The organism is Streptomyces sp. NBC_01283 (assembly GCF_041435335.1).
Classification (GTDB): Bacteria; Actinomycetota; Actinomycetes; order Streptomycetales; family Streptomycetaceae; genus Streptomyces.
In genome coordinates this window covers 5,404,107-5,429,757 of record NZ_CP108430.1, presented here as the reverse complement: position 1 = coordinate 5,429,757, position 25,651 = coordinate 5,404,107, and the positions used below count along the sequence as shown (strand labels likewise).

At 70.4% G+C, this 25,651-nt stretch carries 18 protein-coding genes and 1 tRNA gene; 12 read left to right on the top strand and 7 right to left on the bottom strand.

The features are described from left to right. Positions 1 to 93 precede the first annotated feature (93 nt). The 3 genes from mfd to OG302_RS24790 form a co-directional block, all read right to left on the bottom strand. Positions 94 to 3,648 (bottom strand): transcription-repair coupling factor, encoded by a 3,555-nt coding sequence (gene mfd, locus OG302_RS24800; RefSeq protein WP_371528792.1) that lies wholly within the window; start codon positions 3,646 to 3,648, stop codon positions 94 to 96. Positions 3,649 to 3,895: 247 nt separating this feature from the next. Next, positions 3,896 to 6,481, bottom strand: coding sequence for an ABC transporter permease (locus OG302_RS24795; RefSeq protein ID WP_371528791.1), 2,586 nt, complete (start codon positions 6,479 to 6,481; stop codon positions 3,896 to 3,898). After that, positions 6,478 to 7,266, bottom strand: a complete 789-nt coding sequence (locus OG302_RS24790; RefSeq protein WP_361832565.1) for an ABC transporter ATP-binding protein — start codon at positions 7,264 to 7,266, stop codon at positions 6,478 to 6,480. Before OG302_RS24790 ends, OG302_RS24795 begins: the two co-directional genes overlap by 4 nt. Positions 7,267 to 7,668: 402 nt before the next feature. Here OG302_RS24790 and OG302_RS24785 point away from each other — a divergent pair, with 402 nt between their 5' ends. From OG302_RS24785 to OG302_RS24775, 3 genes are all read left to right on the top strand, one after another. Beyond that, positions 7,669 to 9,303: an MFS transporter gene (locus OG302_RS24785; RefSeq protein WP_371528790.1), complete on the top strand. Its 1,635-nt coding sequence runs from the start codon at positions 7,669 to 7,671 to the stop codon at positions 9,301 to 9,303. Positions 9,304 to 9,425: 122 nt separating this feature from the next. Continuing rightward, positions 9,426 to 9,917, top strand: a complete 492-nt coding sequence (locus tag OG302_RS24780) for a DUF485 domain-containing protein (RefSeq protein WP_371528789.1) — start codon at positions 9,426 to 9,428, stop codon at positions 9,915 to 9,917. Further along, positions 9,914 to 11,536 carry a cation acetate symporter gene (locus OG302_RS24775; RefSeq protein ID WP_371528788.1) on the top strand — a complete coding sequence of 541 codons (1,623 nt, stop codon included), beginning with the start codon at positions 9,914 to 9,916 and terminating at the stop codon, positions 11,534 to 11,536. Before OG302_RS24780 ends, OG302_RS24775 begins: the two co-directional genes overlap by 4 nt. Before the next feature lie 230 nt (positions 11,537 to 11,766). On the opposite strand, the gene OG302_RS24770 is transcribed toward OG302_RS24775, so the two are convergent. From OG302_RS24770 to OG302_RS24760, 3 genes are all read right to left on the bottom strand, one after another. After that, positions 11,767 to 12,666: a cellulose-binding protein gene (locus OG302_RS24770; protein WP_371528787.1), complete on the bottom strand. Its 900-nt coding sequence runs from the start codon at positions 12,664 to 12,666 to the stop codon at positions 11,767 to 11,769. Positions 12,667 to 12,994: 328 nt separating this feature from the next. Next, positions 12,995 to 15,919, bottom strand: coding sequence for an SUKH-4 family immunity protein (locus OG302_RS24765; protein WP_371528786.1), 2,925 nt, complete (start codon positions 15,917 to 15,919; stop codon positions 12,995 to 12,997). Positions 15,920 to 15,926: 7 nt separating this feature from the next. Continuing rightward, a complete protein-coding gene (locus OG302_RS24760; RefSeq protein WP_371528785.1) occupies positions 15,927 to 16,913 on the bottom strand; it encodes an SMI1/KNR4 family protein in 987 nt (328 codons plus the stop codon). Positions 16,914 to 17,222: 309 nt separating this feature from the next. On the opposite strand from OG302_RS24760, the gene OG302_RS24755 reads away from it, so the two are divergent. Then, a complete protein-coding gene (locus OG302_RS24755) occupies positions 17,223 to 17,780 on the top strand; it encodes a YwqJ-related putative deaminase (protein ID WP_371528784.1) in 558 nt (185 codons plus the stop codon). A gap of 47 nt (positions 17,781 to 17,827) precedes the next feature. Then, positions 17,828 to 18,361 carry an SUKH-3 domain-containing protein gene (locus tag OG302_RS24750; protein WP_371528783.1) on the top strand — a complete coding sequence of 178 codons (534 nt, stop codon included), beginning with the start codon at positions 17,828 to 17,830 and terminating at the stop codon, positions 18,359 to 18,361. A 72-nt stretch (positions 18,362 to 18,433) separates the two neighbouring features. On the opposite strand, the gene OG302_RS24745 is transcribed toward OG302_RS24750, so the two are convergent. Continuing rightward, complete coding sequence (locus tag OG302_RS24745; protein WP_371528782.1) at positions 18,434 to 19,783, bottom strand: sensor histidine kinase; 1,350 nt, start codon at positions 19,781 to 19,783, stop codon at positions 18,434 to 18,436. A 167-nt stretch (positions 19,784 to 19,950) separates the two neighbouring features. Here OG302_RS24745 and OG302_RS24740 point away from each other — a divergent pair, with 167 nt between their 5' ends. From OG302_RS24740 to OG302_RS24710, 7 genes are all read left to right on the top strand, one after another. Further along, complete coding sequence (locus OG302_RS24740) at positions 19,951 to 20,820, top strand: hypothetical protein (RefSeq protein WP_371528781.1); 870 nt, start codon at positions 19,951 to 19,953, stop codon at positions 20,818 to 20,820. Between the two features lie 14 nt (positions 20,821 to 20,834). Beyond that, positions 20,835 to 20,910, top strand: a tRNA-Gln gene (locus tag OG302_RS24735). A gap of 126 nt (positions 20,911 to 21,036) precedes the next feature. Continuing rightward, the gene (glmU, locus tag OG302_RS24730; RefSeq protein WP_371528780.1) at positions 21,037 to 22,494 is read left to right on the top strand and encodes a bifunctional UDP-N-acetylglucosamine diphosphorylase/glucosamine-1-phosphate N-acetyltransferase GlmU; all 1,458 of its coding nucleotides are present in this window, start codon (positions 21,037 to 21,039) and stop codon (positions 22,492 to 22,494) included. Between the two features lie 137 nt (positions 22,495 to 22,631). Then, on the top strand, positions 22,632 to 23,609 hold the full coding sequence (locus OG302_RS24725; protein WP_361832546.1) for a ribose-phosphate diphosphokinase: 978 nt from the start codon (positions 22,632 to 22,634) through the stop codon (positions 23,607 to 23,609). Between the two features lie 209 nt (positions 23,610 to 23,818). After that, the gene (locus tag OG302_RS24720; RefSeq protein ID WP_371528779.1) at positions 23,819 to 24,409 is read left to right on the top strand and encodes a 50S ribosomal protein L25/general stress protein Ctc; all 591 of its coding nucleotides are present in this window, start codon (positions 23,819 to 23,821) and stop codon (positions 24,407 to 24,409) included. 96 nt (positions 24,410 to 24,505) lie between these two features. Then, positions 24,506 to 25,108: an aminoacyl-tRNA hydrolase gene (gene pth, locus OG302_RS24715; RefSeq protein WP_371528778.1), complete on the top strand. Its 603-nt coding sequence runs from the start codon at positions 24,506 to 24,508 to the stop codon at positions 25,106 to 25,108. A 68-nt stretch (positions 25,109 to 25,176) separates the two neighbouring features. Continuing rightward, entirely contained in the window at positions 25,177 to 25,638 is a 462-nt protein-coding gene (locus OG302_RS24710) for a hypothetical protein (protein ID WP_371528777.1), read from the top strand. Positions 25,639 to 25,651: the final 13 nt, after the last annotated feature.

Genomic DNA, 25,651 nt, shown 5'->3' with positions numbered 1-25,651 from the left:
GGCACAGGGGCACAGGGGCACAGGGACACAGGGACACGGACATGCCGGTCAGCGACGGGGGTGCTGACCGGCATGAATCCTCGGGACAACCGGCTACGACCCCAGGATCGTCGTCAGGAACTCCCCGACCCAGCCCAGCAGTTCACGCCCGACCAACGGCTTCCCGCCGACCTTGGCCGTCTTCGGGCGCGGGACCAGGAGCTGCTGGGCGTTCGCCTTGATGACCGTGCCGGGGTAGAGCCGCTTCAGGCGCAGCTCCTGCGACTCCCGCAGCTCCACGGGGGCGAACCGGATGTTGTTGCCCTGCAGCACGATCTCGCCGACCGAGCACGCGCGGGCCAGCATGCGCAGCCCCGCCACCAGGAGGAGGTTCTCCACCGGCTCCGGCAGCTTGCCGTAGCGGTCGGTGAGTTCCTCGCGTACCGCCTTGACGTCCTCCTCGCTGCTCGCGGAGGCGATGGAGCGGTAGGCCGCGAGGCGCAGCCGCTCGCCGGGGGCGTAGTCGTGCGGGACGTGCGCGTCGACCGGCAGCTCGACCTTGACCTCCAGCGGCGGCTCCTCCTCCACGCCGCCCTCCAGGGACGCGCGGTAGTCGGCCACCGCTTCGCCCACCATGCGGACGTAGAGGTCGAAGCCGACGCCCGCGATGTGGCCGGACTGTTCGCCGCCCAGGAGGTTGCCCGCACCGCGGATCTCCAGGTCCTTCATGGCCACGTACATGCCCGCGCCCATCTCCGTGTGCTGGGCGATCGTGGCGAGGCGTTCGTGGGCGGTCTCGGTCAGCGGCTTCTCCGGCGGGTACAGGAAGTACGCGTAACCGCGGTCGCGCCCACGCCCGACACGGCCGCGCAGCTGGTGGAGCTGGGAGAGGCCGAAGTTGTCGCCGCGCTCGACGATCAGCGTGTTGGCGTTCGAGATGTCGATGCCCGACTCGACGATCGTCGTCGAGACGAGCACGTCGAACTTCTTCTCCCAGAAGTCCACCACCACTTGTTCCAGGGCCTGTTCGGACATCTGGCCGTGCGCGGTGGCGATGCGCGCCTCGGGGACGATGTCCCGGAGCCTGGCCGCCGCGCGGTCGATGGACTCGACGCGGTTGTGGATGTAGAAGACCTGGCCCTCACGGAGCAGTTCACGGCGGATGGCCGCGCCGATCTGCTTCTCCTCGTAGGGCCCGACGAAGGTCAGGACGGGGTGGCGCTCCTCGGGCGGCGTGGTGATGGTCGACATCTCGCGGATGCCGGTCACGGCCATTTCGAGCGTACGGGGGATGGGGGTCGCCGACATGGTCAGCACGTCCACGTTCGCGCGGAGCTTCTTGAGCTGCTCCTTGTGCTCGACGCCGAAGCGCTGCTCCTCGTCGACGATGACCAGGCCCAGGTCCTTGAACTTGGTCTCGGACGAGAAGAGGCGGTGCGTGCCGATGACGATGTCGACCGAGCCGTCGCGCAGGCCCTCCAGGGTCGCCTTCGACTCCGTCTCCGTCTGGAAGCGGCTCAACGCCCGCACCTTCACCGGGAATTGGGAGTAGCGCTCGCTGAACGTGCCGAAGTGCTGCTGCACGAGCAGCGTCGTCGGGACGAGCACCGCCACCTGCTTGCCGTCCTGGACGGCCTTGAAGGCGGCGCGGACCGCGATCTCCGTCTTGCCGTAGCCGACGTCGCCACAGATCAGGCGGTCCATCGGGACCGTCTTCTCCATGTCGTCCTTCACCTCGGCGATGGTGGTGAGCTGATCGGGCGTCTCCACGTACGGGAAGGCGTCCTCCAGCTCGCGCTGCCAGGGGGTGTCGGGGGCGAAGGCGTGGCCGGGCGCCGCCATGCGCGCCGAGTACAGCTTGATGAGGTCGGCGGCGATCTCCTTGACCGCCTTCTTGGCGCGCGCCTTCGTCTTCGTCCAGTCGGCGCCGCCCAGGCGGTGCAGCGTGGGGGCCTCGCCACCGACGTACTTGGTGATCTGCTCCAGCTGGTCGGTGGGGATGTAGAGCCGGTCGCCGGGCTGGCCGCGCTTGGCGGGTGCGTACTCCACGACCAGGTACTCGCGGGTGGCGCCCTGGACGGTGCGCTGCACCATCTCGATGTAGCGGCCGACGCCGTGCTGCTCGTGGACGATGTAGTCGCCGGCCTCCAGGGTCAGCGGGTCGATCGTCTTACGGCGGCGTGCCGGCATCCGCTGGCCGTCCTTGCCGGCCGCCTTCTGGCCGGAGAGGTCGGTCTCGGTGAGTACCGCGAGCTTGAGCGCGGGGTCGATGAACCCGAAGTCGATCGAGCCGCAGGAGACGTGCACGAGGGACGGCGTGAGCTCGGAGAGCTCGGCGTCCAGGCGGGCGGCGATGCCCTCGCCGCCGAGGACCTCGACGGTGCGGGCGGCGGGGCCGTGGCCCTCGGTCACATAGACGGTGCGCCAGCCGTCGGCGAGCCAGCCCTTGGTGTCGGCGAGCGCCTTCGCGGTGTCGCCGCGGTAGGTCTCGGTGGCGTGCATGCCGAGCTTGAGGGTGTCCTCACCGCCCGGCGCGTCAGCGCCATATGTCAGCGTCTCGTCGGCGGCGAACGGCGAGACCGACCACCACATCATGCCGAGGTCGCTCGCGTGGTCCCGGACGTCCGCGATGCCGCGGAGGGAGGCGGCGCCCACGTCGATGGGGGCCTCGCCGCCACCGGCGGTGGCCGCCCAGCTGGCCTGGAGGAACTCCTGCGAGGTCGCCACCAGGTCGGCGGCGCGGGTGCGCACGCGCTCGGGGTCGCAGACCACGGCCATGGAGTCCTGCGGCAGGACGTCGAGCAGCAGCTCCATGTCGTCGACCAGGACCGGCGCGAGGGACTCCATGCCCTCGACGGCGATGCCCTCGGCGATCTTGCCGAGGAGTTCGCCCAGCTCGGGGTGGGCCTCGGCGAGGGCGGCCGCCCTTTCCCGCACGTCGTCCGTGAGGAGCAGCTCCCGGCAGGGCGGGGCCCACAGGCCGTGGTCGGCGACCTCCAGGGAGCGCTGGTCGGCGACCTTGAAGTAGCGGATCTCCTCGACGTCGTCGCCCCAGAACTCGACGCGGAGGGGGTGTTCCTCGGTCGGCGGGAAGACGTCCAGGATGCCGCCGCGCACGGCGAACTCGCCGCGCTTCTCGACCAGCTCCACACGGGAGTACGCGGCTGCCGCGAGGGCCTCGACCGTCTCGTTCAGGTCGGTGGTCTCGCCGGTGCGCAGGGCCACGGGCTCCAGGTCGCCCAGGCCCTTGACCTGCGGCTGGAGCACGGAACGCACGGGGGCGACGATGACCGAGACGGGGCCGGTCTCGGGGTCGTCGGGCCGGGGGTGCGCGAGGCGGCGCAGGACGGCGAGGCGGCGGCCGACGGTGTCGGAGCGGGGCGAGAGGCGCTCGTGCGGGAGCGTCTCCCAGGAGGGGTACTCGACGACTCCGTCCGGCGGGATGATCGTGCGCAGGGCGGCGGCCAGGTCCTCGGCCTCGCGGCCGGTCGCCGTCACGGCGAGGACGGTGCGGTTCGTCTCGCGGGCGAGGGCCGCGACGGCGAAGGGGCGCGCGGCGGGTGGCCCGACCAGGTCCACATGCATGCGGTTGCCGTCGGTGGCGGCCTTGACCGCCTCGGCGAGTGCGGAGTCCTTGACGACAGCGTCGAGCAGACCGTGCAGGCTCATGTTGGGCTTTCGCTTTCCGTCCAGGTTCGGGGGCGCGCGGTGGGCAACGCGAACCGCCCGGCAACGTCATACGGGCCGGGGGTCTCCAGCGTACGACTCCGGAGTGACAGCCGCTGGCCGTCGAGGCCAGGTGGCACGATCCGGCCCGCGGGGCACCCGGGCGGGGAGCCGGACCCGCACGCATGAATCGGCCCCCGGCAGGCAGTGCCTGCCGGGGGCCGACTCCCCCGCACCCCCGTAGCGGGAGCTATTCGGTGGCGATGGCGTTCAGGACGTTCATCCGGCCCGCCCTGAAGGCGGGGACCAGTGCCGCGAACAGGCCCACGAAGGCCGAGCCGATGAAGACGGTGATGATCGTCGGCCAGGGGATCTCCAGGACCTTCAGGCCCTCCAGGGCGAGCAGCTTCTGGGCCGTCGCTCCCCAGCCCATGCCGAGCCCCAGGCCGAGCAGCGCGCCGAAGAGGGCGATGACCACCGACTCCATGCGGATCATGCGGCGCAGCTGGCGGCGCGAGAGGCCGATCGCCCGCATCAGGCCGATCTCCCGGGTCCGCTCGACCACCGAGAGGGCCAGGGTGTTCACGACGCCCAGGATGGCGACGATGATCGCGAGGCCGAGCAGGCCGTAGACCATGTTCAGCATCTGGCCGACCTGGTCCTTCAGGGTCTGCTTGAAGTCGGTCTGGTCCATGACCTTGTACTGCGGGTAGTCGGCCATGGCGGCCTTCAGCGACTTGTACGCCGCGTCCTGCTGGCCCTTCTCCGCCTTGGCGAACATGATCTCGTTCGGCGGCATCCGGTCGCCGGGCACGTACTTCGCGGCGGTCGTGATGTTCACGTACATCGCGCCCGAGTCGATCGAGGTGTCGCTCGACGTGAGGGCCCTGACCGTCATCTCGCCCGTGCGGCCGCGGTCGAAGGCCAGCTTCACCTTGTCGCCCACGGAGATGCCGTGGTCCTTGGCGAAGTCCTCGCCGACCGACATGGAGTCCGGCTTGTAGGCGTCGGTGAGCTTTCCTGCGACCGTCTCTGCGCGCAGGTCCTGTGCGTACGTCGCGTCGGCGACGCTCAGGCCCACGCCCTTGGCGACCTTGCCGTCCGGCGCCGTCAGGTCCGCCTTGATGTCCTTGTACTGGGTGATGTGCGCGACGTGGTCGGCCTTCTCCAGGGCCTTCGCGGCCTTCGGGGTGATCTGCTGGTTGTTGTTCGACTGGATGATGAAGTCCGCGCCGACCGACTTGTCGAGCTCGTCCGTGGCGGAGGCGACCATCGAGGAACCGACCACGGAGAGGCAGGCGACCAGCGCGAGGCCGATCATCAGGGCCGCGCCGGTGGCGCCGGTGCGGCGCGGATTGCGCAGGGCGTTGCGCTCGGCCATCCGTCCCACGGGGCCGAACATCCGCAGGAGCAGCACGCTGATCACGCGGACCACGCCGTTGGCGAGGACCGGGCCGATGACGACGAAGCCGATGAGCGTGAGGACCACGCCACCGCCGAGGAGGAGCGAGCCCTCGCTCGCCTTGTCCGCCTGCGAGGCGGTGTAGAGGCCGAAGCCGCCGGCGCCGGTGAGGACCAGGCCGATGACGGCGCGCAGGGCGCTCGCCTTGCCGTCGGCCGGGGTCCCGGCGTCGCGCAGGGCGGCCATCGGGGAGACCTTGGCGGCGCGCCGTGCGGGGAGGTAGGCGGCGAGGACGGTGACGACGATGCCGAGGACCATGCCCACCACGGGCGTCGTCCACTTGACGGTGAGGTCCTGGGTGGACAGTTCCATGCCCATGCCGGACATGAGCTGCATCAGGCCGATGGCGAGCCCGACGCCCGCGCCGACGCCGAGCACCGAGCCGATGACACCGAGCAGCAGCGCCTCGACGAGCACGGAGCGGTTGACCTGCTTGCGACTCGACCCGATGGCGCGCATCAGGCCGATCTCGCGGGTGCGCTGGGCGACCAGCATCGAGAAGGTGTTGATGATGAGGAAGATGCCGACGAGGAAGGCGATCCCGGCGAAGCCGAGCATCGCGTACTTCATGACGTCCAGGAAGCTGCCGACGCTTTTGCGGTTGTCGTCCGAGCTCTCCTTCTGCGTCTTCACCTTGTACGCGGAGGCGTCGGCGCCCATGGCCTCGGCGACGTTCTTCTTGAGGACCGCGTCGCTGACGCCCTGCGCGGCGGTGACGTTGACGTGCGTGAACCGGCCGGTGGCACCGAGGAGTTCGCGCTGTGCGGTCGCGGTGTCGAAGTAGACGATCGCGGCGCCGGGGTTGGTCACCTTGAAGGTGGCTATGCCGGAGATCCGGGCGGTGTGGTCGCCGGTGACGGCGATGGTGCGCAGCTCGTCACCGATCTTGAGGTGGTGCTTGTCGGCGGTGTCGGCGTCGATCATCACGTCGGTGGGTCCGCGCGGGGCGTGCCCGGAGGTGATGTCCATCGAACGCAGGTCGTTGTGCGTCCAGTTGCCCGCGATGGTCGGACCGCCGCTGGTGGGGCCGACGTTCTTCTTCTCGGAGTTGACGACGGTGACGCTCTCACTGCTGACCGCGCCCTCGGCGGACTTGGCGCCGTCCGCCTTCTTCGCCCGGTCGACGACCGATGCGGGCATCGACTCGGGCTTGCCCGAGTCGGGCCTGTCGCCGGGGTCGGCCGCGGACTTGGAGGTGACGGTGACGTCGGCGGACGTCGCGGCGAAGAGCTTGTCGAACGTCGTGTTCATCGTGTCGGAGAAGACGAGCGTGCCGCAGACGAACGCCACCGACAGGATCACGGCCACGGCGGAGAGCGCCATGCGGCCCTTGTGCGCGAAGAAGTTGCGCATCGAGGTCTTGAGGACGGTCATGACGTACGCCCCCGCGCGTCGAAGTCCTTCATGCGGTCGAGGACGGTCTCGGCGGTCGGCGAGTACATCTCGTCGACGATCCGGCCGTCCGCGAGATAGAGCACGCGGTCCGCGTACGAGGCGGCCACCGGGTCGTGCGTGACCATCACGATGGTCTGGCCGAGCTCGGTCACCGACTTGCGCAGGAAGCCCAACACCTCCGCTCCGGCACGGGAGTCGAGGTTTCCGGTCGGCTCGTCACCGAAGATGATCTCGGGGCGCGCGGCGAGGGCGCGGGCCACGGCGACGCGCTGCTGCTGGCCGCCGGAGAGCTCGGTCGGGCGGTGCTTGAGGCGGCCCGCGAGACCGACGGTCTCCACGACCTGGTCCAGCCAGCCGCGGTCGGGCTTGCGGCCCGCGATGTCCATCGGGAGCGTGATGTTCTCGATGGCGTTGAGCGTGGGCAGGAGGTTGAACGCCTGGAAGATGAAGCCGATCCGGTCCCGCCGGAGCTGCGTGAGCTTCTTGTCCTTCAGGCCGGTGATCTCGGTCTCGTCGAGGTAGATCTGCCCGGAGGAGACGGTGTCGAGGCCCGCGAGGCAGTGCATCAGGGTCGACTTGCCGGAGCCGGAGGGACCCATGATCGCGGTGAACTGCCCGCGGGCGATGTCCACGTCGATCTCGTCGAGCGCGACGACCCGGGTCTCCCCGGATCCGTACGCCTTCACGACCTGGCGCGCCCGTGCCGCCACGGCCGTACGCCCTCCAGTGCCCCCGTGCCTGGGAATGGTTACAGCCGATGTCACGGTAAGTCTCCTAAGTCGGTTACGCGATAGGTCAGGCGTGTTCGCTACAGATAAAGATTCTGGTCGTCCGACGGCTCCCGCGCGCTGGTGCCCAGCGCAGTCTTTTACGGGGGAAAACCCCACCCCTGAAGGTGTGGCTGGTCCGACCCGGCGTCTCCCCCGGCCCGTCCCGTCGGCATAAAGCCAATCTAAGAACGGGCGGGAGCCTTCTCGTCCTCCGGCAGTACGAACGCCCCCCGGTCCGTAGTACGGAGAAACCCCTAGGTGATCTCCACCTGCCGGTGGAGCCTTTCTCGGGGTCGCTCCACCCTCCCGCCGAGCGGACACCGGCTCACCTGCCGGGATGCTCTCCACCCCTGCCCCGGACGCGCACCGGGTGAGAAGGTGACCGGGAGCAATTAGATGCAGGGGGAAGGAATCTCGGTGGACGCGGACGACGTGGACGACGAGGACGACAACGCGCAGACGTCGGGCACGGATCGGATACGGCCACGCCGCGGCCCCGTCGTCGCCGCGCTCATGCTCGCCATGGCCCTCGCCGCCCTGGACGCCACGATCGTCTCGACCGCCATCCCGCAGATCGTCGGCGACCTCGGCGGCTTCTCCGTCTTCTCCTGGCTCTTCTCCGGCTATCTGCTCGCCGTCACCGTCACGCTGCCCATCTACGGCAAGCTCTCCGACACCTTCGGCCGCAAGCCCGTCCTCATCGCGGGCAGCATCCTCTTCCTGATCGGCTCGGCCCTGTGCGCCGTGGCCTGGAACATGGGGGCGCTGATCGCCTTCCGCATCGTCCAGGGCCTGGGCGGCGGCGCGCTCCAGGGGACGGTGCAGACGCTCGCCGCCGACCTCTACCCCCTCAAGGAACGCCCGAAGATCCAGGCGAAGTTGTCGACCGTGTGGGCCGCCTCGTCGATCGCGGGCCCCGCGCTCGGCGGTCTGATCGCCGCGTACGCCGACTGGCGCTGGATCTTCCTGATCAACCTGCCCATCGGGGCGGTGGCCCTCTGGCTGATCGTGCGCCACCTCCACGAGCCGCAGCGCGAGGCGGGCGGCGCCCGGGGGCGCACCGACTGGGCGGGCGCGCTGGCCGTCTTCGCCTGCGGCGGCGTCCTGCTCACCGCACTCGTGCAGGGCGGCGTCGCCTGGGGCTGGCTCTCCGCGCCGTCCCTCGCGCTCTTCACCGGCGGACTGCTGCTCGCGGGGGCCGTCGTGGTCATCGAGCGGCGCGCGGCGGAGCCGATCATCCCCGGCTGGGTCTGGCGCAGGCGCACCATCGCGGCGGTCAACCTCGCCCTGGGCGCGCTCGGCCTCCTGATGGTCGCGCCGACGGTGTTCCTGCCGACGTACGCCCAGTCCGTGCTCGGCCTCGCGCCGATCGCCGCCGGGTTCGTGCTCTCCGTGATGACCCTGAGCTGGCCGGTCTCCGCCGCCCTGAGCCAGCACGTCTACCGCAGGCTGGGCTTCCGCGACACGGCGCTCGTCGGCATCAGCGGGGCCGCGCTCTTCCTCTTCGCGTTCCCGCTCCTGCCCTACCCGGGGCAGGCCTGGCAGCCGGCGCTGATCATGCTGCTTCTCGGCGCGGCGCTCGGTCTCTTCCAACTGCCGCTGATCGTGGGCGTGCAGTCCACCGTCGGCTGGTCCGAGCGCGGCACGGCCACCGCGTCGATCCTCTTCTGCCGCCAGATAGGCCAGACCCTGGGCGCCGCGGTCTTCGGCGCGGTCGCCAACGGAGTCCTCACCTCGCGGCTCGGCGGCGCGGGCTCCCTGGACTCGGTGTCACACGCCCTGGAGGACCCGGCAGCGGTCGCCGACCCCGAACGGCTGCGCCGGGCCGTCGACTCGGCGGTCGACACGGTGTACGTGGGGGCGGGGTGCGCGGCGGTGCTCGCACTCCTCGTACTGGTGTTCCTGGCGCCCCGGCGGTTTCCGGTAATCGGGGCGGACGCCCCGGGGAACGACGAGGTGGGAGCCCCGCAGAGCAGGGAGAACACCGAACTTGCCGCGCGCGAAAGCCCCGTGAACAGACCGGCCGACTAGACCGACCAATCAGTATGCGCAAAACCCTTCGCGGCTCCACTACTTACGAGTAACGTGCTCGCTCCTCACCTCTCGCTCCCTGCGGTCCCGCACCGGACCGACGCCGCGCAAGGAGAACAGGGATGTCCTACCCTCACCAGCCCCACAACCCTGACCGCTCCTCCCCTCCCCAATACCCCCCACACCCCCAGCACGCCTACCGCCCCCACACGCCGCACATCCCGCCGCACGACTCCTCCCCCTCGTACCCCACCTACCCCTGGCAGCCCGTCGCGCCGCCACCTCCCCCGCCACCCCCGCGGCTCCCCCGCCACCCCGCACTCGGCCGCCACAGCGACCTGCGCCATCTGCGCAGCGCCTACCGCTGGCAGCGCCGCGTCGCCACCCTCACCGCACTCGGCTACTTCACGCTCTTCCTGATCCTCTCCGCGTTCGCCCCGTCCCTGATGACGAACACGGTCTCCGGCGGCCTCTCCACCGGCCTGCTGCTCGGCCTGTGCCAGATCCCCGTCACCCTCATCGCCCTAGCGCTCTACGAGTCCACCGCCCGCCGCAGGGTCGACCCGATGGCCGAACGGCTGCGCAAACTCGCGGAGTTGGAGGCCAATCGATGAGCCCCGGCAGCACCCTGGCCGCCGACTCGGCCCAGGCCATGTCCCTCGTCGCCTTCACCGCCGTCGTCACCCTCACCCTGCTCCTGTGCGTGATGACGGGCCCCGACCGCGACGACCTCGGCGAGTTCTACACCGGATACGGCACCCTCTCGCCCCTGCGCAACGGCCTGGCCATCGCGGGCGACTACATCTCGGCGGCGACCGTCCTCGGCACGGGCGGAATCATCGCCCTCGTCGGCTACGACGGAGTCGTCCTGGCCCTGAGCACGGCCCTGTCCCTGATGCTCCTGATGTTCCTGCTCGCCGAACCCCTGCGCAACGCGGGCCAGTTCACCATGGGCGACGTACTGGCCCGCCGGATGCCCGGCCGCGCCGTACGCATCACCGCCTGCGCGGCGACACTGGCCGCACTGACCCCCCTGATGCTGGTGCAGCTGGCGGGCGCGGGCGACCTGCTCTCCTTCATCCTCGGATTCTCCGGCGAGGGCGTGCAGACGGGATGCGTCGTCGCACTCGGCGCACTCATGATCAGTTACGCGGCGATCGGCGGCATGAAGGGCACCGCCCTCATCCAGATCCTGAAGATCGTGATGCTGCTCGGCTCCGGAGTGGTCATCGCCGCCCTGATCCTGCGCCGCTTCGACTGGGACCTCGGCGCGCTGCTCGCCGCCGCCCAGAAGGGCAGCGGGGCCGGCCCGGCCTTCCTCCAGTCCGGACTCCAGTTCTCGGGCGGACCCAACCCCCGCCTGGACATGATCAGTTCGGAGCTGACGGTGGTACTCGGCGGCGCGTGCCTGCCGCACGTCACGATGCGGATGTACACGGCGCGCAGTGCGCGCGAGGTGCGCAGATCACTGTCCTGGGCGGTGTCGTCGGTGGCGCTGTTCGTCCTCGTCATCGCGATCGTCGGCTTCGGCGCGACGGCGATGGTCGGACGGGCGGCGATCACCCAGGCGGACCCGCAGGGCAACACGGCGTACCTGCTCGGCTCCAGGGCGGTGTTCGGCGCGAACGCGTCGACGGCGGAGACCCTCGTCTTCACGACGGTCACCACGGCGATCTTCCTGACACTGCTCGCCTCGGTCGCCGGAATGATCCTCGCCTGCGCCAACTCCCTCGCCCACGACGTCTTCGCGCACATCCGCCTCCGCAAGGAACTCACCCCGCGCCGCGAGATGACCCTGGCCCGCGTCTCGGCCCTCGCCATAGGAGGCCCGGCGATCGCCCTCGCGGTCATGGTCCAGCACCACAACCTGCAACCACTGGTCACGCTGTCGTTCTGCCTGGGCGCATCGGCGCTCGCCCCGGCGCTCGTCTACAGCCTCTTCTGGCGCCGCTACACCCGCAGGGGCCTGCTGTGGACCCTGATCGGCGGCACGCTCGGCTCCGTCATCCTCATGACGGGCACCAACCTGGTCTCGGGCGCTCCCACTTCGGCGTTCCCGAACCACGACTTCAACTGGTTCCCCTTCACCACCACGGGCCTGGCCTCCATCCCCCTCGGCTTCCTCCTTGGCTGGCTCGGCACGGTGTCCTCGGGCGCACGAGAGGCGGAGGAACAACGCAGGCGGTACGAGGCGGTGGAGGGGTGGATCCTGGCGGGGGTCAAGCGGGGGTAAGCGGTCGGACGGCTCGGCCGGAAGCGGCCTTGGCGTCACGCAGCGCCCGCGAAGGCCTAGCTCATCGCAGGAAAGTCCCAGCGCCATGCCGCGTTCCGGGGCACGACGCAGGGACTTTCCTGCAATCGCCAGAGCGGCGCGGCTCGCGTCGGCCATACCGGGGAGGGCGAGAGGTGGGAGCGAGGGCCGGGGGGTGGGGGTGGGGGTGGAGTGGGAGTGGGGGGGGGAGGCTAGGGCGCGCCCTCAGCGGCAGCCCTCCCCGTAAGCGCCGCAAGGCTACTGCGCACGTACTCCATATGGGCCCGCACCTCGTCCCACTCCTCCCCGTGCTCCCGCAGCATCCGCTCCGTCTCCCGGGAGATCGCCTCCTCCCGCACCCCCGCGGCAGCGACCAGCTCCGCGCCCCGCGCCTCCGCGTCCTCCTGCCCATGCCTGGCGGACTCCTCCGCCTCCGCGAAGGCCCGCTTCGCCTCGGACAGGCGGGCCTCGGCGGCGGCGACCAGCGCGGCCTCCCGCTCCTCCTCCGCGGCCTCCCGCGCGGCGATCTCCCGCTCGGCGGCCTCCCAGCGCTCGGCGTGCTCCTTCTCCTGCTCCTCCAGGAGCGCGGCACTGCGCTCCCGCATCTCCCGCAGCGCGGCGAGGGCCTCGCCCCGCCACTCCTTCACGTCACGGCGGGCCGCGATCCGCGACTCGTCCGCGGTCGCGCGGCAGGCGAGCAGCCGCTGCCGGGCCCGCTCCTCGGCCTCGCCGAGGATCTCGTCGGCGTACGCACGGGCGGCCTCACGGACCTCCCGCGCCTCCGACTCCGCCGCCTCCGTCATGCGCTGCACGTCGGCCTCGGCCGACGCCGCCACGGCCACGGCCTCCGCCTCGCTCAGGGCGAGGATGTTCCGCGCGCGCTCGCCCAGCGTCTCGTACGTCTGAGGAGCGAGCCGCGAGACGACGTCCCGCAGCCGTTCCGCCTCCGCCTCCATCTCCTTGGCGAGGACGGTGAGCCGGGCGGCGCGCTCCCACGCGCCGTCGCGGTCCCGGGACAGATCGAGGGCGTACGCGTCCACCTGCTCGGGACGGTAGCCACGTCCGCGCACGGCGACGAAGCCGTGCTCCGACGCCGTTGCACCGCTGCTCATCCTTGAATCCCTCCTCCGACGCACCACGCGCGCATTACGCGATTGGCGCACATCTTGATGGATCAAGCGGAAGCGCTCATAACGCGACACTCCCCGCATCTCATCCGTTCAAGGATGCGCCATTTGCCGCCAGAAGTCGGAATCGGACCGCCCCACCGTGGCCCTCACCCCTGAACCGCCCACTCACCCGAGCACCCCACAGCGCCCGAAGCAGGCAGATCGGGCGGGTGGGCGGGAAAAGATCGCCGCGAAGCGGCGGCACGAAACGAACGAGGCGCCCGACCCCCGCAACGGATCAAGCGCCTCGTCCACCACTCCAGGGGGGGGACTACAACAACCCGTCCCACATCTGCTCAAGCAGCACAGACCACCAGCTCTCCGGCGAAGCCAGCGCCGCCGGGTCAAGCGCCGCCAGCTGGCCCTGGAAGTCCACGGTCCAACGCCCCGCCTGCTCCTGGTTGAGCCCATACCGCAGCCGCCACATGCGGCCGAGCAGCGCCAGGCAGCGCGCGAACTCGGGCAGGCCCGTGTTCACGAACTGCGGCGGCACCGGGGCGCCGCCGGGACCGGCCTCCACCGGCACGGCCACGATGTTCGCCGTGCCGTACTGGACGCAGATCGCCCGGCCGAAGTCGCTGCCCATGACGAGGTACGAACCGGCGTCCGACGCCGGCTGCACCCCACGCTCCTGCGCCGTCTCGGCGAGGGTCGGCACCGGACGGCCCGGCTGGGCCTGCGCCCAGAAGAACGGGCCGAAGTCGACCGGCAGACCCGCCACGACGAGCGTGTGCGCCACGAGATCGGGAACGCCCTGCCGGGAGACCGCCCGCTGGTCGAAGCGGAAGACGCCGGGCCCGAACGCGCCCACCAGCTCCTGCGCCACACCCTCCGGCGGGATCGGCGGCGCGGGCTGCACCTGCGGCAGCGGCGCACGCACCGGCGCGGGCCGCGCGGGACCGTCCGCGACCTGGTGCAACTCGGCCTGGTGCGCGATGAGCTGCTGCATGCCCCCCTGCCGGGACCCGTGGTCCCTGCCGTACGGGGCGATGCTCGTGATCCGCGCCTGCGGCCAGGTCTCACGGATCATGCGGGCGCAGTACGCGCCCGGCAGCTCGCAGGACTCCAGCTCGGTGTGGAGTTCGAGCACCTGCTGCGGCGGCACGTTCATGCCGCGCAGCTCGTGCAGGATCTGCCACTCCGGGTGCGGCGTACCGGGCGCCGAGCGGCGGATGAGCTGCTGCTCGGAGCCGTCCTGCGCGCGGTAGCGGAGCACGGCCTGGTAGCCGGGGCCGACGGTCGGCTGACCGGTGGGCGGCTGCGGGTAGCCGTACGGCTGACCGGGGCCGGGCTGACCCGGCGCCGGGGGCGGCGGCATACCGGGGACGCCGGGGCCCTGCGGCGGCATCGGTGCGCCTCCGGGACCTCCGGGGCCGCCGGGACCCATGACCGCGGGTCCGGCCAGCATGGTCGCCGCATGGTGGACGCCACCGCCGGGAGCACCGGGGGTGCCGGGAGCCTGCGGGGGCTGCGGGGCGCCGGGAGCGCCCGGAGCACCGGGCGGACCGGGAGGCTGCGGCGCACCAGGAGCGCCGGGAGCACCCGGCGGCTTGATCCCGCCAGTGCCGCCCATGCTCGGGTCCGCCAGCATCGTCGCCGCATGGTGCACACCACCGGGAGGCGTCGTACCCGGAGTACCGGGCGGCCCGGGAGGCTGCGGGGCACCAGGCGCACCCGGAGCGCCGGGCGGACCGGGAGGCTGCGGAGCACCAGGAGCGCCCGGCGGCTTGATCCCACCGGTACCGCCCATGCTCGGGTCCGCCAGCATCGTCGCCGCATGGTGCACACCACCGGGAGGCGCACCCGGAGTGCCGGGAGCGCCCGGGGGCTGCGGCGCGTCCGGAGCCGCCGGAGGCTGAGGTCCCTCGGGGCCGAGCGCGGAGACGAGCTGCGTCGGGACGTAACCGCCCGCCGGGGTGCCCGGAGCACCGGGGCCGGACGGCGGCGGCGTACTGCCCTGCGGCACGCCGGGAGTCCCCGGGGCGCTGGGCGGCGGAGGCGTACTCGCACCGCTGCCACGGGCACCACGCGGCGGCGCCGCCTTGCTGGTCGCGGCATCGGCGATGTCCCCCGCGCCGGGAGGCACGGAGTGCGGGACGGCGGCCGGAGCGGGGCCGCCCTGCGGGTAGCCGTACGCGGACGGGTCCGGAGCGCTCACACCCGGAGGCGGCGGCATGTTCACCGCGGCACCGGCGGGCGGCGGCGGCAGATTCGGCCCCGGAGCAGCCGGAGGCTGTGCACCAGGCACACCAGGCGCACCGGACGCACCAGGCGCCTGCGGATAGCCGTACGCGGACGCGTCGGGAGCACCGGCACCACCGGCACCACCGGCACTCGAAGGCGGCGGCATCTTCGGGCCGCCCAGCGCGGGCGCCACCGTCGTCGACGGAAGGCCGCTGCCGCCGTGCATCAGCGCGGTCTTGGCCTCCGGTGCCACACCGGGCGGCGGGGTGTCGTCATCGTCACCGCCGACCAGCGGCGGCGCGAAGACCGTCGCGGGCGCGGGCACCGAACGGTCGTCGCCGGAATCCGCGTTGGTGTCCGTACCGGCCCACGGAGTGGCACCGGCAGGCGCACCCGAATCCGCGGCAGCGGGCCACGGCGTACCGCCACCGGGCGCTTCGGGAGCAGCCGACGCGGGGGCGGGCGCGGCAGGCGCCGGACTCCCGTACCCGGAACCCCCGTTGGACGCATCACCCGGAGAAGACACACCAGCCGCGGCAGACGTCGCAGACGCGGACGCGGAAGACGCGCCGCCCACAGAAGCCGCACCGCCGTCCGCACCGGCCGCAGAAGCAGAGTCCCCCCTGCGATCCGGAATGCCCAGCTTGTCCGCCGCCTCCTGGAGCCACTCCGGTGGGCTCAACAGGAACGACGTCTGGTTGAGGTCGACCCGCTCCGGCGGGGCAGGAGCCGCATCCTCCGGCGTCACATCCGGGGCGCCGTACTCCTCCTCGTACCGGCGGATCACCTCGCCGACCGGCAGACCCGGCCAGAGCGTGGCGTCGCCGCTGTCCCGCGCGATGACGAGCCGCTGGCTGCCGCCGTCGGACACCGGACCGTTCTCACGGTCCTCCGCCCACACGACGAAACCGAGCTCGAACTCCCGCACCCGCACCTCACGATGCTGGTAGCCGGGCACATCGCCGTTGATCCACTCCTCGGCGCGCTCCTGCGCCTGCGCGAAGGTCACCATCGCCAAGTCACTCCCCCACCGGGACGGCGCGCGCGAAGCCGCCGTCCACCATCAGGTTCGCCACGGTCTCCAACTCCGGCGGATTACCCGCCAGCCGGGACAAGAACGCGTCGAAGTCATCACCGCACGGCAACAGCAGCCGCTGCACCCGCTCGGCGGGCGGCCAGGAAGCCGCCTCCGAGACGTCCCGTGCGTCGTCGTACGCGCAGAACCACACCGAACCGATCTGGTCACCCTTGACCTTCACGGCCAGCAGACCGCCCTGCACGAAACCGACCGCCAGATAGTCCTTGGTGAGATGGTCGCGCAGGCATTTGTTCACGTACACCAGGTCGTTGACCGCGGCCTCGTCCCGCACCGTGAAGAACGGCTGGTCGATCAGGAGGCCGAGCTCCGCGTCGAGCGCCGCACCGACCGGCGCGCAGCCGCCCGCCGCCTTCAGGAAGGAACGGTAGGCGCCGGGCAGCCGATACCCCAGGTCCTCCTCGGCACCGAGCACCTCCTGCTCGGTCACCGCGACCGCCGACTTCGGCAGCGCCAGATGCGCGGGACGGGTCTCCTGCAGCGGGCGCGTACCCCTCTTGTTCTGGTCCACCGGCGTCGTGGCGAGCCCGCCGTGATGCCGCAGGAGCGCCTTCACCTCCACCGGGACCAGTTCGAGACGCCGGCCGCCCGGCACGTGGTGCCAGGTCCAGCCGTGCGGGGTCGCCACCGGCGGAATCGTGTCCCACAGCTCATGATCCGCCGCGGCCATCGCCGCGTTCGCGGAGACGTAGTCCGTCAGGCGCAGCTCGTCGACACCGAAGCCCTCCGGGGGCTCGGCGATCTCGGCGGCCGCACGCGCGTAGACCGAGAAGTCCGGATAGCCGTGCTCGTCCACGCGCACACCTCTGGGATGGCGCGTGGCCCGGACCGGATCCGGGAAGTGCACGACCTGCCCGGCATAGGCCGCGTTCGGCGGTGCGGCCTGCTGCCCCAGCCGACCTGTCGTCATGGCGGTTGCCCCCTGCGGCACTGTGAATGATTCAGCGGATCGCTGTGCGTGGATTCTGCGATTCTGCGTGCTTCGTCCTGCGTTCCGCGGTCTGCGGATGTCGACAGCCTATGCGCAAGGACGACACCGGTCACCGGCCCTCCGGTTCCATGACCTGCAGCCACCGGACCGTCACCGTGCGACGAAAGCCAGGCGTGTCGCGGTGCCCCAGCTTCCGCACCACCCGCCCCATTTGGCAGGCTGTCACCGCAACGCGGGGGCGTGGCACACGCGGTCACAACCGCGAGTTGCGGGGAGGGAAGCACCACCATGCACACGGCACAGACCGGTACGACCGGCCACACGGCGGCCACCACAGCATCCTCGGCGACCGCCGAGAGCCCCGCCGGCGCGGGAGATCCACGCGTCGGCTGGAGCAGCGCGTCCGCACACGCACCCCTGCTGCGCCAACGCCGCGACGGCATACTTCCCACCGTCGCCGCCGCGCTCTCCGTCCGCGGCGCGACCCTCACCTGCACCGCGGGCCGCGGCGAGGAACCACCCGCCCTGCATCCACTCGTACAGGACTTCCTCGACACCCTCACAAGCGGCCAGCGCGAACGCTTCACGGGCCGGTGCGCCGAGGCCATCCTCATCTCGCGCCACCTCACGGCGGCCGACAAAAGCCGATCCAAACGCGCGGCACGCAAACCGATGACGAACGGCGAGGCCCGCAAGGCACTCAAACACGCCAAACTCACCACCCGCCGCATCCGCGAGGACGGCGACCCCCTGCACGGCGGCTTCGCCCGCCCCTGCCGCTCCTGCACCGCCCTCACAGCGCACTTCGGCGTACGGATCGTGGAACCCGAGACCCCCGAATCCTGATCCCCATCACCGAGCCGCTGACCCCGAACCGCAACGAGGGCCGCCCCATGCACACCGAACAGCACACCGAGAACTCCGCGCACGCCCACCAGACCGTCGCCGCCCCCCGCTTCCCCGTCCCCGTCGACGCCGCCCTGCGCGCCGCCGGCTGGACCCCCGGACGCTGGGACATAAAGCAGGCCGAGATCTGGGCCGACGTCCTGCGCCGCCACACCTCACCCGCGGGACACCAGCACGCCGTCTTCCCCGCCGCCGTCGAGGCCTGGGCCGAGTTCGGCGGACTGCACATCACCCCGCAGGGCCCCGGCCGCCACATAGCGCCCGCCTCCGTGCACCTGGATCCCCTCTACGGCCTCCACCTGGCCCGCACCCTCGGCGACCTGGGCCGCGCCCTCGACACCGAGGTCTGCCCCATAGGAGAGGAGACGGAGACCCAGGCCCTCCTGGCGATCGACGCGGAAGGCCGCGTCTACAGCCTCGACCACAGCGGCGACTGGTACCTGGGCTCCCACATCGACGAGGCCCTCGCCACCCTCGCGTCGGGCACCCAGCCGGAACGCCTCAAGGCGGGCCCGTCCTGATCCGTCCTGATCCGGGCTGATCCGGGCTGATCCAGCCCGATCCGTCCTGATCCGAACGAGAGGCCCGAGCCCCTAGGCCTCTTCCCTGAGCCCCGCGACCACGGCGGCCGCGGGCAGCACCGCCGACACCCGGAAGCCACCCGCATCCGTCGGACCCGACACGAACACACCGCCCAGCGCGGTGACCCGCTCCTTCATCCCCACCAAGCCGTTGCCCCCACTGGGCAGCCGGGCATCCCCCGGGCCCGCCTCCGGCGGCGGCTCGTTCTCCACCTGCATCGCGATCTCCGCGCCCCGATGCGCCAGCCGCACATACGTTTTGGCACCCGCCGCATGCTTGTGGACGTTCGTCAACGCCTCCTGCACCACCCGATACGCGGTCTGCTCGACGTCCGCCGCATAGTCCCGCGTCTCACCCTCCACGGACAGCACCACAGCCATCCCCGCCTCACGGGACTGCCCCACCAACTCATCCAGCTCCGCCAGAGACGGCCCCTCCTCATCCACCGCACGCGAGGCGGCAGCCGCCGCGGCGAACCCCACAGCGGCCAACGGCACCACATCCGACACCGACCCATGCCGGCCACCCGCCGCCGGCGTCGGCTCCCCCGTCCGCAACACACCGAGCATCTCGCGCAGCTCCGTCAGCGCCTGCCGCCCCATGTCACCGACCAGAGCGGCGTTCTTGACGGCCTTCTCGGGATCCTTCCGGGCCACGGCCTGCAGGGCAGCCGCGTGCACGACCATCAGGCTCACCCGGTGCGCGACGACATCGTGCATCTCCCGGGCGATCCGGGTCCGCTCCTCATTACGCGCCCACTCCGCACGCTCCTCGGCCCGCTCGGCCAGCAGCTGCAACTCACCCTTCAGACTGTCGGCACGCTCCCGCAGACTCTCCATGAGCCGCCGCCGCGCCCCCACATACAGCCCGAGCAGAATCGGCGGCGCGGTAAGACCGATCGACGTCGTGATCGCGATGAACGGTATGAACCCCTCCGCGAACCCGAGATCCCCGCTCTCCATGTCCTGCCGCGTCCGCACCAACGTCACGATGAGCGTCCCCAGCAGCGACATCCCGGCCAGCGACCCGATGATCCGCCGCGGCAGCTCCGACGCGGCAAGCGTGTACAGCCCGACCACGGTCAGGAGGATCCCCATCTGGGCCGGCGTGATCGCGATCGAAATCAGCACCACCGCGATCGGCCACCGACGCCGCAACACCAACGAGGCCCCCGCCAGGACCCCGAACGCGATCCCCACCCCCGTGGGAATCCCCGTGTCCCGCGCGAACGTGATCCCCTCGGCCCCGCACTCCGCCGCCGACGCCAGCGCGAGCCCCACATCCAGCACGGCACTACGCCGCCGCTCCCACCACCACGGCCCGGTCAGGGCCTTGGTTTGGTTCTCCCCCGTCGTGGTCATGCCTTCCAGCCTACGGGCGACAAGCCCTCCTTTTCCGGCGAGTTTCCGGCTCGGTGATCGAACGCACGCGCTGTTCGATGCGAAACGAAACGGCCAGAAATCCCTCGAACTGTTGAACCACTCGCCACTTCCGGCCGGACGTCCGCATTCCGGACGAGGGTCGTCGCATGACAGAGATCACGGATCACCGGGGGAAGTACGCCGACTTCGAGGGACTGCGGGAGCGGGCGATCGCGCTGCGGCGCGCAGGACGCAGCCTGCGGCAAATCTCCGAAGAACTCGGGGTGCACAACAAGGAGACCCTGAGCCGCCTCGTGCAGGGCGAACCTCCTGCCGAGTGGACCAAGCGCCCGAGGGCGAAGGACGAGCTACGGGAGCAAGCGCGCGAGCTGCGCCGCCAAGGCCGGACGTACAACGAGATCAAGGCCGAGCTGGGCTGCTCGAAGAGTTCGGTCTCGCTGTGGGTGCGGGACCTCCCGAAGCCGAAGCCTCGCTACACGCCGGAAGAGCAGCAGGCACTCATGCGAGAAGGGCTCACGAAGCTCCGGACCGCGCAAGACGAGGAGCGAAGGATCACGAAGCTCGCGGCCAATGCGGAGATCGGCGAGCTAAGCGATCGCGAGCTGTTCATCCTGGGGGTCGGCCTCTACTGGGCGGAAGGGCAGAAGAGCAAGCCCTACGCCCGCCGCGAGACTGTCGCCTTCATCAACAGCGACCCCGATGTGATCCGCGTCTACCTCGCCTGGCTCGATCTGCTTGGGATCGCGCCGGAACGTTTGAACTATCGCGTCATGATCCACGAGTCCGCCGACGTGGCAACCGCGGAGGCGTACTGGGCCGCCCTGGTAGGTGTCGACGTTTCGACCTTCCAGCGGACCACGCTGAAGAAGCACAACCCCAAGACCGTCCGGAAGAACACCGGGGATGACTACCGAGGTTGCCTTGTCATCAGAGTCCGGCAAGGTGCCGATTTGTACTGCCGGATCGAGGGGTGGTGGACGGGGATCGTGACTGACGCCGCGACTCAGCTCGGGTAAGGTCTGAGGGGCTGTCCCCCGTGGTGTAACTGGCAGCACACTAGTTTTTGGTACTAGTAGGACAAGGTTCGAATCCTTGCGGGGGAGCCACGGCTCACAAGCCCTCTGTTCGGGTCCTGACCGCAAGGTCAGGACCCGCCCTCATTTACGCCCCACAACGCCCCGGTATCCTGCGGATGTCCACTCCCCGCACATCCGAAGCCGAAGGGCACCCCCGTGAGCGCCAACAGCCCGGCAGCCGTCGTCGTCCTCGCAGCGGGTGAGGGCACCCGTATGAAGTCGGCCACCCCCAAGGTCCTGCATGAGATCTGTGGGCGGTCCCTCATCGGGCACGTGCTCGAAGCCGCGTACGCGCTGAGTCCGGAGCGGCTCGTCACCGTCGTCGGCTTCGCCCGCGAGAAGGTCGTGGCGCATCTGGGGTCGATCGCCCCGGACGTGCGCACCGCCTACCAGAGCGAGCAGAAGGGCACAGGCCACGCGGTCCGCATCGGTCTGGACGAGCTCGGTGGCGCGGTGGACGGCACCGTCATCGTCGTCTGCGGCGACACCCCGCTGCTGACCGGCGCGACCCTGCAGAAGCTGGCCGCGACGCACACGGGCGACGGCAATGCCGTGACGGTGCTGACCGCCGAGGTTCCGGACGCGACCGGTTACGGCCGGATCGTGCGGGACGGTGAGAGCGGTGCGGTGACCGGCATCGTGGAGCACAAGGACGCGACGGAGACGCAGCGTCTGATCCGTGAGATCAACTCCGGTGTGTTCGCGTTCGATGGGCAGTTGCTTGCGAAGGCGCTGGGCAAGGTGCGGACGGACAACAGTCAGGGTGAGGAGTACCTGACCGATGTTCTGGGGATCCTGCGGGAAGCGGGGCATCGTGTGGGTGCCGCGGTGGCGGGTGATCACGAGGAGATCGCGGGGATCAACAACCGTGTGCAACTGGCGGAGGCCCGGCGCACCTTGAACGACCGTCTCCTCACGGAGGCGATGCTGGCCGGTGTGACCGTCGTGGATCCCGCCTCGACGTGGATCGACGCGACGGTGACGTACGAGCAGGACGCGCTGGTGCATCCGGGTACGCAGCTCCACGGCGCCACGCATCTCGGTGAGGGCGCCGAGGTCGGGCCCAACACCCGCTTGACGAACACGAGGGTCGGTGCGGGCGCCCGGGTGGACAACACCGTCGCGTACGACTCGGAGGTCGGGGAGCAGGCGAGCGTAGGTCCGTACGCGTATCTGAGGCCGGGGACCCGGCTGGGTGTGAAGGCCAAGGCCGGTACGTATGTGGAGATGAAGAACGCGACGATCGGTGAGGGCACGAAGGTGCCGCATCTTTCGTACGTGGGTGACGCGACGATCGGTGATTTCAGCAACATCGGTGCTGCGAGCGTGTTCGTGAATTACGACGGTGAGGCGAAGCACCACACGACGGTGGGGTCTCACTGCAAGACGGGTTCGGACAACATGTTTGTGGCTCCTGTCACTGTTGGGGACGGTGCTTATACGGCGGCGGGTTCGGTCATCACGAAGGATGTGCCGGCGGGTTCGCTGGCCGTGGCCCGTGGGCAGCAGCGGAATATCGAGGGTTGGGTGGCGCGCAAGCGTCCGGGGAGTGCGGCTGCGCGGGCGGCGGAGGCGGCGTCCGGGGAGTCCAGGAATTCGGCAAGCGGAAGCTGACCGGAAACAGGTGCGTCGGACACGGCGTACCGTGATAGGTGCACACCATTTCGGCCGACTCAGCGCAACGGGACTGTGAATTCTCCGTGGCGTGCGAGGACGGCAGCGGGAAGAACTCGTCTGAGGAGACTAGTGCTGTGACCGGGATCAAGACGACCGGCGAGAAGAAGTTGATGCTCTTCTCCGGCCGCGCCCACCCCGAGTTGGCCGAGGAGGTCGCACACAAGCTGGGTGTCGGCATCGTGCCGACGAAGGCTTTCGATTTCGCCAATGGTGAGATCTATGTGCGGTATCAGGAGTCGGCTCGTGGCGCGGACTGCTTCTTGATCCAGAGCCACACGGCTCCGATCAACAAGTGGATCATGGAGCAGTTGATCATGATCGACGCGCTGAAGCGCGCGTCGGCCCGCTCCATCACCGTGATCGTGCCGTTCTACGGCTACGCGCGCCAGGACAAGAAGCACCGCGGTCGTGAGCCGATCTCGGCCCGCATGGTGGCGGACCTGATGAAGACGGCGGGCGCGGACCGCATCCTGACGGTCGACCTGCACACGGACCAGATTCAGGGCTTCTTCGACGGCCCGGTCGACCACCTCTTCGCGCTGCCGATCCTGGCGGACTACGTGGGCGCGAAGGTCGACCGTTCGAAGCTGACCGTGGTCTCCCCCGACGCGGGTCGCGTGCGCGTCGCCGACCGCTGGTGCGACCGTCTGGGCGCCCCGCTGGCCATCGTGCACAAGCGCCGCGACAAGGACGTCGCCAATCAGGTCAGCGTCCACGAGGTCGTGGGTGACGTGAAGGGCCGCGTCTGCGTCCTGGTGGACGACATGATCGACACGGGTGGCACGATCTGCGCCGCCGCCGACGCGCTGTTCGCGCACGGTGCGGAGGACGTCATCGTGACGGCGACGCACGGTGTGCTGTCCGGTCCGGCCGCGGACCGTCTGAAGAACTCCAAGGTGAGCGAGTTCGTGTTCACGGACACGCTGCCCGACCCGGGTGACCTGGAGCTCGACAAGATCACGGTGCTTTCGATCGCGCCGACCATCGCGAACGCGGTGCGTGAGGTCTTCGAGGACGGTTCGGTGACGAGCCTCTTCGACGAGCAGGCGTAGCCATCGCCGGCCGGTCCTCACGGGCTTGCTGAAGATCGATTTCTGGGGCGGCCTCCCCGCCGGGTAGACTCACGGAGTTGCTCGGCGAGGGAGGCCGTACTCATTGCAGTACGGCGGTCCGTTATCGACGCGCTCTTCGTAGCAGGCCAGTAAGTCGTATGGCCGGGTAACCGCCCCCATCCGACATACCTGACTTACGAGGAGTGCACATGTCCGAGGTCAAGCTCGCCGCAGAGGCCCGTACCGAGTTCGGCAAGGGCGCTGCCCGCCGTATCCGCCGCGAGTCCAAGGTTCCGGCCGTTGTCTACGGCCACGGCGCCGACCCCGTCCACATCACGCTTCCGGGCCACGAGCTGCACCTCGCGCTCCGTACGTCCAACGTCCTCCTTGCCCTGGACATCGACGGCAAGAAGCACCTGGCGATCCCGAAGGCCGTCCAGCGTGACGCCATCAAGGGCTTCCTCAAGCACGTCGACCTGCTGCTCGTCCGTCAGGGCGAGAAGGTCACCGTCGACGTCTTCGTGCACACCGAGGGCGAGCTCGCCCCGGGCGGCAACCTCCTCGAGCACGTGCTGAACGCGCTGCCCGTCGAGGCCGAGGCCACGCACATCCCGGAGTCGGTCACCGTCTCCATCGCCGGTCTCGAGGCCGGTGCGACCATCCTCGCCAAGGACATCCCGCTGCCCTCCGGCACGACCCTGAACGTCGAGGACGACGTCGTCGTTCTCCAGGTTCTGGCCGCGCAGGCCGAGGAGGCCGCCGAGGAGACCGAGGGCGAGGGCGAGGGCGCCGAGGCCTGAGCCTCCCCGCGTTCGACCGGACTCGACTGAGCTCGACTCTGCCAACCGCCGCTCCGCGCTTCGTGCGCGGGGCGGCGGTTGGGCTATGAAGGAGACATGCAGATGACGACGGATCCCGGTGCGCCCTGGCTGATCGTGGGTCTGGGCAATCCAGGCCCCGGGTATGCCATGAACCGGCACAACGTGGGCTTCATGGTGGCCGATCTTCTCGCGGAGCGGATCGGTGGCTCGTTCAAGCGGAGCGGGCGTGCGCAGGCGCAGGTCCTTGAGGGCCGGATCGGTCCTGCGGGGCCGGCGAGCCGCCGTGTGGTGCTGGCGAAGCCGATGTCGTACATGAACGTGTCGGGTGGCCCGGTGACGGCGCTGCGCGACTTCTACAAGGTGCCGACGGCGAACATCGTCGCGGTCCATGACGAGCTGGACATCGACTACGGCACGCTGCGGCTGAAGCTGGGCGGCGGGGACAACGGCCACAACGGTCTGAAGTCGATGACGAAGGCGATGGGTTCCGACTACCACCGTGTGCGGTTCGGGATCGGGCGTCCGCCGGGGCGGATGCAGGTGGCGGATTTCGTGCTGAAGGACTTCGCGTCGGCGGAGCGCAAGGAGCTGGGCTACTTCGTGGACCGGGCGGCGGATGCGGCGGAGGCGTTGGTGATCGAGGGTCTTGAGCGGGCGCAGAGTTCGTACAACTCTTGAGCGGTGGCTCAGAAGTGTTGACCGAGAACTGTTGACTGAGCGCATGCTCATGGCCAAGGATCGCCGCCATGAATGCGCTGCTTCTCGTACGCCGGACGGCGATGGGCGGGCTTGCGGCGCTGTTGCTCGTCGCGGGGGTCTGGGCGTCCTGGGGCACGGCACAGCACGTGATGCTCACCGGTGAGCGTGAGCGGGGCACGATGCGGGTGACGGGCTGCTCCTCCGACGACTGCGTCGGTACGTACGTGCCCTCGACCGCCGGTTTCCAGCCACGGGCGGAGGTCGTGATCGACCGCTCGATCGCGGAGTCGGAGGGCGCGAGCATCCCGGTGGCGGTGAAGCCGGGCACGGACGAGGTCGTCCGCACGGGCACCGCCGGTCTGCTCCACGCCTGGCTCCCGCTGGGCGGCGCGCTGCTGCTGGCCTCGGTGGTGGTGGCGGGGGGCCTGCGCCTCCAGCGTGTGGCGTGGGCGCTGGCCTTGGCGGGCGGGGCCCTGCTCACCGCGTCATTCGCGACGCTGGCGCTCTAGCGCAGCTCTGGCG

Coding starts and splice junctions, on each gene's coding strand:
- mfd (WP_371528792.1), bottom strand. CDS start 3,648: ATGAGCCTGCACGGTCTGCTCGACGCTGTCGTCAAGGACTCCGCACTC.
- OG302_RS24740 (WP_371528781.1), top strand. CDS start 19,951: ATGACAGAGATCACGGATCACCGGGGGAAGTACGCCGACTTCGAGGGA.
- OG302_RS24775 (WP_371528788.1), top strand. CDS start 9,914: ATGAGCCCCGGCAGCACCCTGGCCGCCGACTCGGCCCAGGCCATGTCC.
- OG302_RS24745 (WP_371528782.1), bottom strand. CDS start 19,783: ATGACCACGACGGGGGAGAACCAAACCAAGGCCCTGACCGGGCCGTGG.
- OG302_RS24795 (WP_371528791.1), bottom strand. CDS start 6,481: ATGACCGTCCTCAAGACCTCGATGCGCAACTTCTTCGCGCACAAGGGC.
- OG302_RS24760 (WP_371528785.1), bottom strand. CDS start 16,913: ATGACGACAGGTCGGCTGGGGCAGCAGGCCGCACCGCCGAACGCGGCC.
- OG302_RS24750 (WP_371528783.1), top strand. CDS start 17,828: ATGCACACCGAACAGCACACCGAGAACTCCGCGCACGCCCACCAGACC.
- OG302_RS24720 (WP_371528779.1), top strand. CDS start 23,819: ATGTCCGAGGTCAAGCTCGCCGCAGAGGCCCGTACCGAGTTCGGCAAG.
- OG302_RS24780 (WP_371528789.1), top strand. CDS start 9,426: ATGTCCTACCCTCACCAGCCCCACAACCCTGACCGCTCCTCCCCTCCC.
- OG302_RS24785 (WP_371528790.1), top strand. CDS start 7,669: ATGCAGGGGGAAGGAATCTCGGTGGACGCGGACGACGTGGACGACGAG.
- OG302_RS24765 (WP_371528786.1), bottom strand. CDS start 15,919: ATGGTGACCTTCGCGCAGGCGCAGGAGCGCGCCGAGGAGTGGATCAAC.
- OG302_RS24770 (WP_371528787.1), bottom strand. CDS start 12,666: ATGAGCAGCGGTGCAACGGCGTCGGAGCACGGCTTCGTCGCCGTGCGC.
- OG302_RS24710 (WP_371528777.1), top strand. CDS start 25,177: ATGAATGCGCTGCTTCTCGTACGCCGGACGGCGATGGGCGGGCTTGCG.
- OG302_RS24755 (WP_371528784.1), top strand. CDS start 17,223: ATGCACACGGCACAGACCGGTACGACCGGCCACACGGCGGCCACCACA.
- pth (WP_371528778.1), top strand. CDS start 24,506: ATGCAGATGACGACGGATCCCGGTGCGCCCTGGCTGATCGTGGGTCTG.